The following is a 14,025-nucleotide window of genomic DNA, read 5'->3' as shown; positions in this document are numbered from 1 at the left end:
AAGCCGAGGTTGACTACGGATACATGTATCCGCCCATGCTGCCAAATGAACAAACCATGAACGACTTGCCGTATGCCATTCCTTGTGCGGAGGCCAAAAATCAGTATGGGGCGAAATTCTATCGTTGCACTTGGTATAACGTTCCAAGAAACATCACTCAGTGGAGTGAACAACAACAGCGCAACATCACCTTCAGTAACCACATCAGCGGGAAATGCGTGCGAGGCACATGCCGTGCATCCAATGGCTCAGGCATCTACGGTATGTATGGCCAAGACCTTAGCTTTAGTCTTTCCATTTACTATTACATTTATGAAAGTGAGGATGGCTATCCAATTGCTTATCGCATGGATGGGGGGCCGGCCAAAAAAGGGAAAGGGGTTACTTACGCCCAAGCACGCACAGCACTTCAGAATTTCTTACTTGATCATGGCATCAGTAATACTAGCGCAGGAGATTCTATTGCTGCCTACTCGTTGGACGCGAACGCAACGAGCGACGAGTCAGTCGATGACGAGACACAGATCGACGAAAAGCCCATGACAAAACCCACAAGAACAATCGAAGTAAAAGAAGCCTGGTGCAACCCACGCTCAGATGATGATTGTACAATTAACGGTCAGAAGGTGCCTAAGGCTCAGCTTAAAGAGTACCTCCCTGAAATTTACGAAATAGAGGTATTGAACGCTGGCGGCTACTGCGAACATCCTATTTGCTATAATAAAGATGACAAGCCAGTAGGCATTCACTAAAATAAGGCACGGAAATTCCGTGCCTTATTTTTTGGTTTCTCTTTGAATACATACACACTTGAGCCATCCTCTTAATAATAGCGCTGCCTACTGCTTTCTGAAGTGCCCCCAGCATTTCCTATAACAGATCATCGCGCTCGCCTGTAGCCAGCAGATTGCCGAAATTCGCCCTCCTCGTCCCAGATCTTTCTTGCTACCATTCCAAATCATAAATTTAGATGGAGCTTGGTGGATGGCCGTCAGCGAGAAAACGATAATCATCGAGCGGATATTTGAGACGCTTTACGACGAAGAGACCAAGACGCTCTCACGCACACTGGTCAGCGCAGCAGACGTTCAAGAGGCGAAACGCTACTGCGCAGAGCACCACGGCATCAAAATGAAGCTAGACGCAAACCCGTTCAATTTCATGAAGGACATTGTCAGGGGTAAAAGCGCCTCCAAGATTTGGCCGCAACGACTGAAGGATTTGGGGATCGGCGGGGTGCAAAGGACAGGTGATGGAGCAATTTTCGAGTTTGTTCACGGGATAGCTGGAGCCCTGGACAGTCTCGACGAAGATTTTCTTCCATCTGACTCTACGCCAAGCTTCCCGGTGCAAAGCCTCAGCCTACCCCTGGCGTCAAAAGCGCTAGGTCGGACAGATGAATCATGGCTGCTTCAAGTAGCCGTGAATCTACGAATCATCGAGAGCCACTTTGCTAACGCAGCAAGCAGCCAGATTGATGCATTGGAGCTCACCCACCTGCAAATGGACATCAAACTGAGAAAGGTTCAGATAGATGCATTATTCCGAGCGCTGCACGCCGCACCTGATGGAAAACAGTCTGAAGTACTCATTACCGTGGAAGCTAAACAAGGTAATCAACGCATTTTAACCGAACAAATTGGCCGTCAGGTGATAGCCGCTTTCGAGTCAACTGATACTGATCTCGTCATCCCTGTAGCCATTGTAGCGATCAGAAACAAAGGGATTTATGTGGTAGAATTCGCAGCAGTGACTAGAGATTCGTTGGTTCAGTTTAGCGTCCCAACATTCCATCGAGACGCTATGTTCGTACTTCAGCCGAAGGTAAAGGGCATTTAACTACGCGGGCTGAGTGACTGACGGCCTAGGTTTTGGCGTTCCCTTGCGATCTCGCTGCTTGATTGGAACATTAATTTCGAAATGGCGAGAGGCCTGCCCCATGTCCATGGAAAGTAGTCGCTCATCCCCCATCAAAATAACCCCGGCAGGACTGGAGGGCACCCAGCCAATAGCGTCAATGATACTTGCTGCAACTGCTCGAGCCAGTGGCGGAGGAACAGCGTTCCCGACCTGTCTCGCACCATGCCATTTCGTTACATGCGTGCGAAACCAATCAGGGAATCCATGTAGACGAAGCATTTCTCGCACGGTGATGCAGCGCGGGTACTTATAGTGGATGGGTCTAGGGCTTGTGAATGCGCCCCGGGCAGAATCAGTGCCCGCACGAAGCGTATTAGACACCCCATTAGCGTGCAGCTTAAAGAATCGAGAGGTAGGCTCTACCTGGCCCATCTCTGTTGACGCAAATCGAGCACGAGATATTTCAGAATGATTCGTGCGAAGGCTACTTGTTAGTAGCTCTTTGTTCCAGTTTCTTTTGTAGCCGTAGTAGGTCGACTCGGCAACCATGTCGCGAAGAACTTTGGCATAGGCACTCGGGCGTCCCCATTTGACGGCTGTTGAGTCACTTTCGATTAACGCATCGTAGTCTTCTGCATCAGGAATATCTCCCAAAGCATCGTGGCAGGACGGTCCTTCTGGCAACTGTGTATCGAGTAGCAGAGAGGATCTAGGCGATCTGGTTGTCGGCTCCGGATACTCAGGAAGTCTTAGTCCGCGCTTAGCTCCAATCAGAATCAAGCGCTCTCGTTCCTGCGGTACGCCATAGTTTGCTGCATTGAGTACTCTCCAGGGCAGAACGTCATAGCCGTTGCTCTGAAACTCCTCGATGAGCTCAGCAAGAAACTGTTTATGTCGACCAACCGTAATGCCTTTAACATTCTCAAAAACAAAATATGAGGATTCCAAGCCTACGACAATACGAACAAAGTCTTTGACCAACGAGTTACGCGGATCGTCAAGGGCACGCTGCCCCATTAGGCTAAAGCCTTGGCACGGCGCGCCACCAAAGACGATATCTACGTTTCGGCGGCCAATGTTCGCAGCATCACGAATATCCTTAGCAGTCAATGAGGATACCGACTGAGGAATCACCACACAGTTGGGGAAATTGTAAGAGTGGACGGCAGCATGGATTGGGTCGATCTCAACGGCAGCAACCACGTCAAAGCCTGCCTGCTCGAAGCCCAGGGACATTCCACCAGCCCCTGCGAAGAGATCTATTCCAATTGGTCGTGTCATCTGCATTCCTCCCTCGGCGAGAAAATCTTCGCCTTCATACGAGGCGTGGAATTTACGCGATTCTGGATCAGATGTCGATCGGTTTTTTGCAAGGACCAAGGAACGCCGACAGACGACACCGCAAGGAGTGAAGATCCTTGAGCTCGCACTGCCATATGGTCAAAACGTCCCACCCCGTGAGACGAAGGGCTTCCTCGGTACTGCGATCCCGGCAGCGATTACGATCAATTTTAGGTTCCCAGTACTCCAGGCGGCTCTTGGGTAGGCGCCCCTTTGGGCAAGCATGCCCATGCCAAAAGCAGCCGTGAACAAAGATGATCTTACTCTTTTTCGCAAAAACGATATCTGGTTTTCCGGGCAAATCCTTCCGATGCAACCTGTATCGATAGCCCATGGCGTGGAGGATTGAACGTACCACCATTTCCGGCCCCGTGTTTGCGGTGTCGACGGATTGCATGATTTTGCGTCGCTGTGCTGTAGACCCGAGGTCAGGCATACATCCTCCAAATGCAGAAGATATTGCGCTACGAAAGGTGGGGGCTTGAGCCCTCCTAACCCTTGCCATCCTTTTTGAGGATTGATAACTGGGGGCTGGATGTGTCAGCAACCTGGCTCGCAGTCTCATCTGCACCATTCGAGCAGCCCCTGAAAATCTTTAGGTTTAGGGGGACTGGCTTACTAGCGGGCTGAAAGCTGACAGAAAGCTCTCAGCGCCTCACCTAAGGCATGCGGTATCCAAGCTCTGAGGTCTGCTGACTGACGGACCTCTACAACGCTCACCTCGAGCTAAGCTCATCGATGTCGTAGCTTGGCACCTTGAAGCGCGACTCGGTTTGGAAGCATCATCACACATCAGACTAGCCCCGTGACTCGCGATGTCCTTTTACATAATCTAAAATATTTTTTGATAGCTACGCCTTGGAGTAAAATTTTGCTGCTAAAGCTACGGACTGAAAATAACGGACAGATTGCGGTCCTGCTCGTTAAAAGCGATGGCGATTTTGGAGGTGCGACGGTGTGGCGGTCCGCACCGGGAGCGCCAGTGGTATCTATTGTTCAAAATGCTGACGGCCAGCTTGAGGCCTCGGCCTCAGCTCCCATTTCGTCAACAAGCGAGGAAATTACCGAGCAATTTCTTGCAGCATTTTCTGATGTCGCCCTTCAAGAAGCAGGTGGAGTAGAGTTTTCGGAATCGAGTCTTGATGACATTTCCGAGTTAAAAACTTACCCTTACGACCCTGAAACTATCCGTGTCGACACGAAGCCTTTCAACATCAGCTTAGTCTACGAAATGATTAAAGATGGCGACATAAACTTATCGCCAGACTTCCAGCGCCAGTTCGTTTGGACAGATATTGGCGCAAGATCCAGGCTCATTGAATCAATTATGCTGCGGATACCTTTACCCGTCTTCTATATGGCACAAGATAAAACTGGACGCCTCCATGTAGTAGATGGCTTGCAGCGCCTAACCGTAATACGTCAATTTTTGGATAACAAATTCCGCCTTAAAAATCTAGAATATTTAAAGGATGAGGAAGGAAAGGTATTTCGGCATGACTCTCCTGAGGAGTGCATCGACCAGCGGTACCGAAAGAGAATCATTCAAACTCAGCTCATGATGAATATCATTGATCCGCAAACACCTTCCGATGTGAAATTCGATATTTTTAAGCGAATCAACCAAGGTGGACGACCACTCAATGCACAAGAAATTCGCAATTGCATGTCGTCTGCGGAGACAAGGAATCTGATCGGCGAACTTTCAAAATCAAGCGCTTTCCTTAAGGCGACCTGTGGAAGTGTTGGCAGCGTGCGCATGCAAGATCAAGAGTTAGTTCTTCGTTCCCTTGCCTTCCGACTCTCTCACCTAGACGCCTTAGGTGAATATCAGGGCAATATGGATCGATTTCTAGACCAGGCAGTTGATCTGCTAAACAACGCCTCTCCCAACCTTTTCCGCAAGGTCACATACGACTTTTTACAATCAATGCAGAATTCCGAGCACTTATTTGGATCATTTGCGTTTCGAAAATGCCTTCCGGCGGATCTAGTAAAAGGAGCTCGGCGACGATTAATAAACAATTCTTTGTTTACAACATGGTCCACCATTTTGACTAGATATTCTGAGGCTGACGTTAAAACCCTAGCTCCCGGCCAACTAGCTATTCATCTAGCTAGCGCTCTCCAATCGGACTCGACTTTTTTTGACTCGGTAACCTCAGGCACCAATGATAGGAAGCGTCTGGCCTACAGCTTTTTTGCTGTTCAAAAACTTTGTGATGAGTACCTTCCATGATCGGCGAGCTCACCATACGTAACTTTAAGTGTTTTAAAGACGTAAAACTACCGTTAAAGCCTATTACTGTTATAAGTGGTGGGAACGGAGTTGGAAAATCTAGCATGATTCAGTCCCTGCTGCTCCTAAGGCAAGCAGCCGATCAGCTGCGTGTGCTTGATGATCTGGGAGCCCTAGCGGCGGGAAATTCAGCGGATTTCCCCGTTCGCTTAAATGGTCCTTATAGGCTGGCATTAGGAAATACTTTAACTCTCACCAATGCTGAACTCGAGTCCAATGAAATTGAAATCGGAGTACAATCAGCAGATATTCCAGAGCATTCCGCATCCGTGACATTCGTTGCTGACACCGCAGCCTCCGTTACGGTTACCGGTCATCACACGGGCTCAAATTCTAACGCAATGCTTAACAGAGGTGGGACTCTGCCTGTATTCTCTGGGGAATTCCACTATCTCGTCGCTGAGCGCAATGGGCCTCGCGACCTTGGCGAAGTTTCTGCCGAACATTTTGTAAACACAGGCATGGCAGGTGAGCACACAGCCGACGCGATAGCGCGCGCTGAAAACCTCTCAGTTCATGAGCATCTCTGTATTGTTGAAGGCTCAGATCTATTCAAGATTCAACTGGAAGGCTGGATGAGGCTGCTGGTCCCCAATATTCGTTTGATAACTCAAAGCTATCCCGAGATCAATCGAGTACGTTTGAGCATTGAGAAAGCCGGCACGCCAGTTGCCCCATTATCGCCGACTAATACAGGATTTGGCATTAGTTATGTGCTGCCGATAATAGTCAGCGGACTACTGGCCCCTGCGGGTTCAATGCTGATTGTCGAAAACCCAGAAGCGCACTTGCACCCAGCTGCCCAATCAGCAGTTGGTCAATTTTTAGCGCATGTTGCAAGTTCCGGCGTACAGGTTATCGTTGAAACCCACTCAGAAAATGTTATCAACGGTGTACGCCTTGCTGCCATCAACGGCGGCATTGATCACCACGAAATAGCACTATTCTTCTTTTCCTCAGTGGATGGAAGTACTCAACCCCAGATAGATAATATCTCTGTAGATGCCTTGGCAGAACTTAGTGAATGGCCAGTTGGCTTCTTCGACCAACAAGGCCAAGATCTCACAAAGCTCATGAAAGCGCGCCGGGCCAAACGATCAAATCCAGAGTCAATATAATGCCTCGTATCGTCTACCATTGTGCAAGCCGCTACGCATGTCCTCGTACATTGCCTCCTGCCGAGTTTACAGAGAGCGTCGAACATTCCCTAGAACTCCATCAGTACATATTGAGTACAGGTGAGCCCATCTATAGGGATGATGAAGTGTATGACGCAGAAATTCAGCCTGGACTTCTCGTGTGGCAACTCCTCTATGAAAACCATGGAGATCTTCTTTCGCGTGACAATATAAAACTTCTTCAGCTTGCTCTTGATCAGGCGCGACAGGCAACTTCAGCAACGATAGCTCAGGCAACGATAAAAAGCATCCTTGGTCCTTTTGGCGATACCGAGGCCAACGCACTAAACAGTTATGGCGACTGGCACAATCACGTGCGAAAATCGCTGGCTACCGAGCCCCAAGGATCCGATGCTTTCTGCGACGATTTCCGGATGGCATTTCCACGGCTCAAATTCAGTGACGCCTTCCCACATTGTATCGACACATTCGAAGGAGGCTACAAACGGCATTCGATAGTACTAGTACACTGCTTGTCCGCCCTAAACGATTATTGGCAGTGGGACGGCGGAGACCTCACCCAGTATCTTAAGGCTTTTTCGGCTCAAAGCAGTATTTCCACAACACAGGAAGGAAATGGCTCTAGGAAGCCTGCTCTTACTTTTTCCTTCAAATCTATTGATGGTCGTTCAGAGAATGTGCTTTGTGAGCCACACATGAAACTCACTCAATCCGATGTGGCAGGAGATAGCACTTTCTACTTTCATCGCATTTACTTTAATCCGAGATCACACGCAACCTTTGAAGGACAGCTACTGATCGGTCATGCAGGTGAACATCTCTAGTGAAAAATGATACGCGCTAGCGGTTAAATGCGACGGAAGGTTACAGCGCGCAAACCACCTGGGGGGACAAATGGGGGGACAAAATGGACGGAAACCAAAAAACCCAGTAAAATATGGCTTTTATTACATAAATAAGCCGGCCACAAGCCGGCTTTTAATGCCAGAACAAAGCGGCGAGACCCTATAGGTAGGCGCCGCCGAATTGTCCTTTAGCACACGCCTTTAGAAATCGTAACGCGCACCCATCAGCACGCTGCGCGACGGGCCGTAGAAGTTGAACGTGGACGTCGAACCCACCCGCGACAGGTAATCGCGATCGAACAGGTTGTTGACGTTGACGGTGGCAGTCAGTTTGGAGGTCACCGGGTAGGAAAGCATGGCGTCCACGGTGGCATAACCTGGCGCATCGATGCGTACCCCGCCGTTTTCCGAGTGGAAATTGCTCATCGCCGAGACGCCGCCACCGATGGCCAGCCCGGTGAGTGCGCCTTGGCTGATGGTGTATTTGCTCCACAGCGACGCCTGGTGGCGCGGCATGATGAAGAACGTGGTTTCGGCATCGCCCTTCACGGTTTCGGTGTCCATCCAGGTGTAACCGCCCAGCAGCTCCCAGTTATCGGTCAGCTTGCCGCTGACTTCCACTTCTGCACCCTTGACCCGTGTCTTGCCGGCAGCCACCGAGTCCTTGGTCGCGACGCCTTCGCTGTCGTAACGGGTGGTGGCGCGGTTTTCGTCGGTCAGGCGAAATGCCGACAGGCGCGTATTGAGCGCGCCACCAAAATAGCTGCTCTTGATACCCACTTCGTACTGCTCGCCTTCGCGTGGCTTGAGTACTCGGCCGTCGCCATCGGTCGCCGATTGCGGCTTGAACACCTGCGAATAGCTGGCATACAGCGCATGGTTTTCGGACAGGTCGTAGACCGCACCGGTATAGGGTGTGAAATGACCATCGACCTGCTTGCTATCGTCCGCAGTGACACCGGTCTTGAGGGTCGTGGTGTAGAAATCGCCACGGTACCAACTGAACCGCCCGCCGGCGATCAACGCCAGGCGCTCGACCGGGCGGAAGGTGACCTTGGAATACAAGCCGTATTCCTCTTCCTGCATGCCCGTCTCGGTCGTGTAGTTCGCAGCGGGTTTGGCGAACTGCTTGGGTGAGTAAGTGTTGACGTTGATGTTGCCCAGCGTCGTGGCCCCGTTCAGGTACTCGGTGTCGTAGTTCTTGTAATCGCTGCCAACGACGAACTCACTGACCTGGCCAAAGGTCTCGAAGGGCTGGCTGTAGCTGGCATCGACTGCGTAGGTGTCCTGGGTGAAATCGCGCGCACTGGCGCGTTCGGAGTTTTTGCCCGTGGTGGGGTTTGTGGCCGTGAACGCGTAGAGATAGTTGGTATCGCGGTGCGATCCGCGTGCAGCGATGCGGCCATAGCCACCGTTGTCGAAACGATGGGTCAGCTCAGCGACCAGGTCGGTGGTCTTGCCGTCGAACGCGTTCCAGTCTGCGCCCAGAAAACGGGAATGGCTGAAGTCAGGCACCTTGCCGTCCAACGTTGCCGGGTAACCATTATGCGGCGTAATGTTCTTGACCTCGTGGATCAGGCCGAACGACAGGGTAGTGGCCTCGTCCAGGTCGACATCCAGCGCGCCGTAGTAGCTGTTGCTGGTGTTGGCGTTGTAATCGACTTCGCCATTGGTGTCGTCGCGCGAGGCGATGAAGCGCCCGCGCACCCGCCCGTTTTCGTCCAGCGGCCCGCTCAGGTCCAGTTCCTGGTGATTGGTATCCCAGGTACCGTAGTAGCCCTCGACATGCCCCTGAAAGTCGGCCGTGGGCCGCTTGCGCACCATGTTGACGATGCCGCCCAGTTCGCTGGTGCTGCTGAACAGCCCGGCCGGGCCACGCATGATCTCGACACGGTCGAATGCCACAAGCGATGGCACGGTCCCGAAGATGCTCGCCATCGGTGCTGGCAGGCCGTCGATGTTGAATTCGCTGTACTCATAGCCACGGGCGTAGATCGATGACCGACCACTGTCGTTGGTCAGGGTACGCAGGCCGGCCGTGTATTTGGCCAGGTCATCGAGGTGGACGAACTGCCGATCCTTGACGTAATCCTGGGTATAGACGGTGATCGACTGTGGGATGTCCTTCAAGGCCGCTGGCGTCTTGGTGCCCACGGTGGCGGCGTCCACGCTGTACCCGCCAGTGGCCTCGGAGGGCAGCATGTCGTACAGCCGATTGCCCTCGATGGTCAATGCCGGCAGGTCGAGGGGATCGTCGGCGTTCATCACCACGGCTACGTCTTGCGCCAATGCCGAAAGTGAAAACGGCGCCACCAGCCCTGCCACCAGCCATCCCCGCACGCGCCGCGCGCGCCCTGCCCCACTGAAAACGTTCATGCCGCACCCTTGCCCATATGATAGTAATTCGCAAACGAAACATATTGCTTTTTGCGAACGATACCGGAGCAGGTACAGGGCATGCAGCAGCATTAACCTTCTTAACACATTGGGCCATTGCCTAGGGTCGAGTCCGGTGGGATGATTTGCAACTGATATAAATTCTCATTCAAGGCTCGCCGTGCCCACCTCCCTGCTGCTGGTCGAAGACGACCCACGCTTACGCCACGACCTTTACCGCCATTTCATCGACCGTGGCTTCGAGGTACACGCATGCGCGACGGGCGACGCGGCGCTGGCCGATGCCCACCGATGCGTATTCGACCTGGCGCTGCTGGACATCATGCTGCCAGGTCTCGACGGGCTGAGCCTGCTCGATGCACTGCGGCGCAAGCAGGCCGTACCGGTGATTCTCATGTCGGCATTGGGTGCCGAGCAGGACCGCATCACCGGATTTACCCGGGGTGCCGACGATTACCTGCCCAAGCCCTTCAGCCTGGCGGAACTGGATGCACGGGTCGACGCACTGTTGCGTCGGGTCGCCTTCCACAGCACGCCGCCCGTGGCGACGCGTACTGATGAGCCCGTATTTGACCACGCTGCCCAGGACGTCATGCACAACGGCATGCCGGCTGGGTTGACTGGCTCGGAGTTCCGCTTGTTGATCACCCTGCACGCCCATGCCGGGGAGCCGCTGAGCAAGCCTTTCCTGTACCAGACCGTCCTGCACCGTGGCTACACGCGACTGGATCGAGGCCTGGATGTGCATGTGTGCAACGTGCGCCGCAAGCTGGCGGACATCGGCATACAGCATCTGCTCATCCAGGCTGTGCGAGGCCAAGGCTATGTCCTGGTCGTGCAGAGCCCAGCCTGATGCGGCGACATCCGCTGCTGTGGAAGCTGGCCCTGCTGCAGGTCAGCTTCTGCCTGCTGCTCACCTGGTTGATCTGGACCTGGGGCCTGACGGTGGAGCGCAGCACCTATTTCCTGGGCCAGGCCGACCAGGACTACCTGGCCCGCTATGCCGGGCAGGCCGAGCTGGCCTGGGAGCAAGGGGGAGCCGTGGGTGTCGAGACCTGGCGCAAGCAGGTGCAAATGACCGAGGACACCTGGGCAGCGGTCGTCGGCCCTTACCTGCAAAGCCTGGGCACCACGCCGCTCACAGCCGAGGAGGCAGGTCACCTGACCTTCATGCGCAAGCTGAACTGGCCCATGAGCCGCCGCCTGCAAGGCGAACTGCCTTACGTCAGCATTGCCTTCCCGCGCCACCCCGAACACGGGCGCCTGGTCATGCAACTGCCCGAGCGGCTACTGCCTACCGGGCTGACACCCTGGACTCACCTGGTCACCCACGGCGTGGCGCCGGCGTTGCTGGCCCTGCTGATGGGGCTGGCACTGTACCGTCACCTTGTCGCCCCGTTGAACCGCCTGCGTGACCGCGCCGACGCGCTGCGGGCCAATGACCTGGACAGCACAGGCCTGCCCCTGCAAGACCGGCGCGATGAGCTGGGCGAGCTGGCGCAGGCCTTCGATCACATGGCCAATCGCTTGCGCCAGAGCCTGGAACAGCAGCGGCTGCTATTGCGCACACTGTCCCACGAATTGCGTACGCCGCTGGCACGCTTGCGTATTGCCCATGACAGCAACTTGACTGCCGCCCAGCTACGCGCGCGCATGGATTATGAAACCAGCCATATGCAGAAACTGCTGGAAGACACCCTCGACCTGGCCTGGATGGACACCGAACAGCCCGTCCTGGCCACCGAACCGGTCCTGATGACATCGCTGTGGGAGGCGCTGTGCCAGGACATCTGCTTCGAAAGTGGCTGGAGCCTCGCGCGCTTGCCATGCACGCTCGGGCAGGACTGCGTGGTCCAGGTGCACCTGGACAGCGTGGCCCAGGCGCTGGAGAACCTGCTGCGAAACGCCATCCGACACTCTCCGCCCGATGGAACCGTCTGCCTGAAGGGCTGGCGCGAAGGCGCGCATTGGCACTTGTGCGTGCGCGATCAAGGCCCCGGCGTGCCCGAGGCAGCGCTTGAGCGCATCTTTCAACCCTACCAGCGGCTGAGCCCCAGCGGCGCAGGCTTTGGGCTGGGCCTGGCCATCGCCCGGCGCGCCGTGCAATTGCAGGGTGGCCGACTCTGGGCCTGCAATGCTCACCCAGGCTTGCACCTGCACCTGACCCTGCCGGCCAGCGCCAACGGTTTAGAAAGTTAAGGCGCTTTACGCGTGTTGGAGGCTGACTATCATCTGGCTGCTTGAGTTGCAGTGCCTGCAATGCCGTGAAGAGATGCCTGATGAACAGAATGATCCGGGGCCTGGCGTTTGCGCTGGCCCTTGTGACCGGTGCCGCCACGGCCCAGCCTGAGCATGACCAGCCGATGGATACGACGCTGCTGGCACGCAAGGACCTGGCCTACCGATTCACCCAACTGGACCTCGACTCGGCAGACGGCGCGCGTCACTACCGACTATGGGTAGGGCTGCCCAAGCGCGCCGCCCCCGCAACCGGCTACCCGGTGTTATGGATGCTGGACGGCAACGCAGCCCTGGGCGCCCTGGACCGGCAACGCCTCGACGCCTTGGCCGCCGGCCAGGCCCCCGTACTGGTCGCCGTGGGTTACCAGACCCACCAGCGCATCGACAGAGCCAGTCGAACCTACGACTACACGCCGGCGCTTGCCGGGAAGACCGAGCAGCGCGACCCCCTCACCGGGCAGCCCAGCGGCGGGGTGGATGCGTTTCTCGACCTGCTGGAGACGCGCATGCGCCCGAGGCTGGCAGCGCTGGTGAGCATCGACCCCCGGCAGCAGAGCCTGTGGGGACACTCCTATGGCGGCCTGGCCGTGCTCCATGCCCTCTTCACCCGGCCCAAGTCTTTCGCCGTCTATGCGGCAGCCAGCCCCTCGCTGTGGTGGCATGACGGCGCAATCCTGCGCGAAGCGGCAGGCCTGCCGTCGCAGCTGGGGGATGCCCAGCCGCGCGTGCTGTTGATGCGCGGCTCACTGGAGCCGGCCAGCCCCCGCGAACCGGCCCAGCCCCACGCCGATCAGACGGCACGGAGCCTCGCCGCCAGCCTGGCCCAGGTCAAGGGGGTGCAGGTGTCCTTCAAGCAGTTCGACGGCCTTGGGCATGGGCCGATGCTTCCGGCATCGCTGCACTGGCTGATCGATAGCCTGAGCAAAGCAGCACCGCAGGGCACCTCGCCCAGCCGCTGACAGCGGCCCCGATCATGACGGCGGGTTGCCAACCCAGGCACCGGGTGCGGTATGCTTGCCCGGTCTTCAGGGCGGGGTGAAAGTCCCCACCGGCGGTAAATCGAAAGATGAGCCCGCGAGCGCTCCGGCTGTGCCGGAGGTCAGCAGACCTGGTGAGATTCCAGGGCCGACGGTCATAGTCCGGATGAAAGAAGGCGTCAGGCAGGGGCCCCATGGGTACCCCTGCGCACGCATTTTGCTCGCCCCGAGACGTTCATCGATCACTTACGAGGAGCGTTTCATGTCTACTTTGCACCCTGTGCACTTTCCCAATGTCACCGCCGCCATCGCCGCGTTCAAGGCCGGCCGCCCCGTGCTGCTGCTTGATGATGACGACCGTGAAGATGAAGCGGACATCATTGCCGCTGCCGAGAACATTTCGTTGCAGACCATGGCCATGATGATCCGCGATTGCAGCGGCATCGTCTGCCTGTGCCTGGACGAGGCAACGGTCGATGAGCTGCAACTGGCACCCATGGTCCAGAACAACCAGGCCCGCCACGGCACCGGGTTCACGGTCACCATCGAAGCTGCCGAGGGCATCACCACTGGCGTAAGCGCCCAGGACCGGGTCACCACGATCGCCGCTGCACTGCGTTCTTCGGCCGAGCAACGGCATATTGTCAGCCCTGGGCATGTTTTTCCGCTGCGCGCGCGCAATGGCGGTGTGCTCACGCGTCGCGGCCACACCGAAGGGTCGGTTGACCTGGCGCGCTTGGCCGGGCTGCGGCCGGCAGCGGTCTTGTGCGAATTGATGAACCCTGACGGCACGATGGCTCGCGGCGAGGAAGTGGCCGTCTATGCGCGCCAGTACAACCTGCCCACGCTGACCATCGATGAGTTGGCGCAGTATCGACTGGCGCTGCAGGCGCAAACGGCTCCGGCGATCTGATCGACCTGGCCAT

Annotated in this window: 12 protein-coding genes and 1 riboswitch; of the genes, 9 read left to right on the top strand and 3 right to left on the bottom strand. The window is 55.7% G+C overall.

Going from position 1 to position 14,025, the window contains the following annotated elements:
• Positions 1 to 56 precede the first annotated feature (56 nt).
• Together FS767_RS11425 and FS767_RS11420 are read left to right on the top strand one after the other, a co-directional pair.
• Positions 57 to 752: a hypothetical protein gene (locus tag FS767_RS11425; protein WP_256674263.1), complete on the top strand. Its 696-nt coding sequence runs from the start codon at positions 57 to 59 to the stop codon at positions 750 to 752.
• Between the two features lie 232 nt (positions 753 to 984).
• Positions 985 to 1,839 carry a hypothetical protein gene (locus tag FS767_RS11420; protein ID WP_144965451.1) on the top strand — a complete coding sequence of 285 codons (855 nt, stop codon included), beginning with the start codon at positions 985 to 987 and terminating at the stop codon, positions 1,837 to 1,839.
• On the opposite strand, the gene FS767_RS11415 is transcribed toward FS767_RS11420, so the two are convergent.
• Positions 1,840 to 3,141, bottom strand: a complete 1,302-nt coding sequence (locus FS767_RS11415; RefSeq protein ID WP_256674261.1) for a DNA cytosine methyltransferase — start codon at positions 3,139 to 3,141, stop codon at positions 1,840 to 1,842.
• Between the two features lie 67 nt (positions 3,142 to 3,208).
• Positions 3,209 to 3,637, bottom strand: a complete 429-nt coding sequence (locus FS767_RS11410) for a very short patch repair endonuclease (RefSeq protein ID WP_144965446.1) — start codon at positions 3,635 to 3,637, stop codon at positions 3,209 to 3,211.
• Positions 3,638 to 4,006: 369 nt separating this feature from the next.
• Between FS767_RS11410 and FS767_RS11405 the strand changes: the two genes are divergently transcribed.
• The 3 genes from FS767_RS11405 to FS767_RS11395 are packed head-to-tail and all read left to right on the top strand — an operon-like array spanning position 4,007 to position 7,463.
• Positions 4,007 to 5,440 carry a DUF262 domain-containing protein gene (locus FS767_RS11405; protein WP_144965444.1) on the top strand — a complete coding sequence of 478 codons (1,434 nt, stop codon included), beginning with the start codon at positions 4,007 to 4,009 and terminating at the stop codon, positions 5,438 to 5,440.
• Complete coding sequence (locus FS767_RS11400; RefSeq protein WP_144965442.1) at positions 5,437 to 6,618, top strand: DUF3696 domain-containing protein; 1,182 nt, start codon at positions 5,437 to 5,439, stop codon at positions 6,616 to 6,618. The genes FS767_RS11405 and FS767_RS11400 overlap by 4 nt, the downstream gene beginning before the upstream one ends.
• Positions 6,618 to 7,463 carry a hypothetical protein gene (locus tag FS767_RS11395; RefSeq protein ID WP_144965440.1) on the top strand — a complete coding sequence of 282 codons (846 nt, stop codon included), beginning with the start codon at positions 6,618 to 6,620 and terminating at the stop codon, positions 7,461 to 7,463. Before FS767_RS11400 ends, FS767_RS11395 begins: the two co-directional genes overlap by 1 nt.
• A gap of 222 nt (positions 7,464 to 7,685) precedes the next feature.
• Here FS767_RS11395 and FS767_RS11390 read toward each other — a convergent pair whose 3' ends face one another.
• Positions 7,686 to 9,860, bottom strand: a complete 2,175-nt coding sequence (locus tag FS767_RS11390) for a TonB-dependent siderophore receptor (protein ID WP_144965438.1) — start codon at positions 9,858 to 9,860, stop codon at positions 7,686 to 7,688.
• A 181-nt stretch (positions 9,861 to 10,041) separates the two neighbouring features.
• Between FS767_RS11390 and FS767_RS11385 the strand changes: the two genes are divergently transcribed.
• The 4 genes from FS767_RS11385 to ribB all read left to right on the top strand — a co-directional run bounded on the left by FS767_RS11385 (position 10,042) and on the right by ribB (position 14,012).
• Entirely contained in the window at positions 10,042 to 10,734 is a 693-nt protein-coding gene (locus FS767_RS11385; RefSeq protein WP_144965436.1) for a response regulator transcription factor, read from the top strand.
• Positions 10,734 to 12,080 (top strand): sensor histidine kinase, encoded by a 1,347-nt coding sequence (locus FS767_RS11380; RefSeq protein WP_144965434.1) that lies wholly within the window; start codon positions 10,734 to 10,736, stop codon positions 12,078 to 12,080. The genes FS767_RS11385 and FS767_RS11380 overlap by 1 nt, the downstream gene beginning before the upstream one ends.
• A gap of 80 nt (positions 12,081 to 12,160) precedes the next feature.
• A complete protein-coding gene (locus FS767_RS11375) occupies positions 12,161 to 13,081 on the top strand; it encodes an alpha/beta hydrolase (protein WP_144965425.1) in 921 nt (306 codons plus the stop codon).
• A 58-nt stretch (positions 13,082 to 13,139) separates the two neighbouring features.
• Positions 13,140 to 13,281, top strand: a riboswitch (FMN riboswitch).
• A gap of 80 nt (positions 13,282 to 13,361) precedes the next feature.
• Complete coding sequence (ribB, locus tag FS767_RS11370) at positions 13,362 to 14,012, top strand: 3,4-dihydroxy-2-butanone-4-phosphate synthase (protein ID WP_058638664.1); 651 nt, start codon at positions 13,362 to 13,364, stop codon at positions 14,010 to 14,012.
• Positions 14,013 to 14,025 lie beyond the last annotated feature (13 nt).

It is taken from the genome of Pseudomonas sp. DE0010 (assembly GCF_007680745.1).
GTDB lineage: Bacteria > Pseudomonadota > Gammaproteobacteria > Pseudomonadales > Pseudomonadaceae > Aquipseudomonas > Aquipseudomonas parafulva_B.
This window is presented reverse-complemented; position numbering and strand designations above follow the sequence as displayed.

Excerpts from the sequence above, each read along its gene's own strand:
- FS767_RS11425 (WP_256674263.1), top strand. The coding sequence starts at position 57 with ATGAACGACTTGCCGTATGCCATTCCTTGTGCGGAGGCCAAAAATCAG.
- FS767_RS11420 (WP_144965451.1), top strand. The coding sequence starts at position 985 with ATGGCCGTCAGCGAGAAAACGATAATCATCGAGCGGATATTTGAGACG.
- FS767_RS11415 (WP_256674261.1), bottom strand. The coding sequence starts at position 3,141 with ATGACACGACCAATTGGAATAGATCTCTTCGCAGGGGCTGGTGGAATG.
- FS767_RS11410 (WP_144965446.1), bottom strand. The coding sequence starts at position 3,637 with ATGCCTGACCTCGGGTCTACAGCACAGCGACGCAAAATCATGCAATCC.
- FS767_RS11400 (WP_144965442.1), top strand. The coding sequence starts at position 5,437 with ATGATCGGCGAGCTCACCATACGTAACTTTAAGTGTTTTAAAGACGTA.
- FS767_RS11395 (WP_144965440.1), top strand. The coding sequence starts at position 6,618 with ATGCCTCGTATCGTCTACCATTGTGCAAGCCGCTACGCATGTCCTCGT.
- FS767_RS11390 (WP_144965438.1), bottom strand. The coding sequence starts at position 9,860 with ATGAACGTTTTCAGTGGGGCAGGGCGCGCGCGGCGCGTGCGGGGATGG.
- FS767_RS11380 (WP_144965434.1), top strand. The coding sequence starts at position 10,734 with ATGCGGCGACATCCGCTGCTGTGGAAGCTGGCCCTGCTGCAGGTCAGC.
- FS767_RS11375 (WP_144965425.1), top strand. The coding sequence starts at position 12,161 with ATGAACAGAATGATCCGGGGCCTGGCGTTTGCGCTGGCCCTTGTGACC.
- ribB (WP_058638664.1), top strand. The coding sequence starts at position 13,362 with ATGTCTACTTTGCACCCTGTGCACTTTCCCAATGTCACCGCCGCCATC.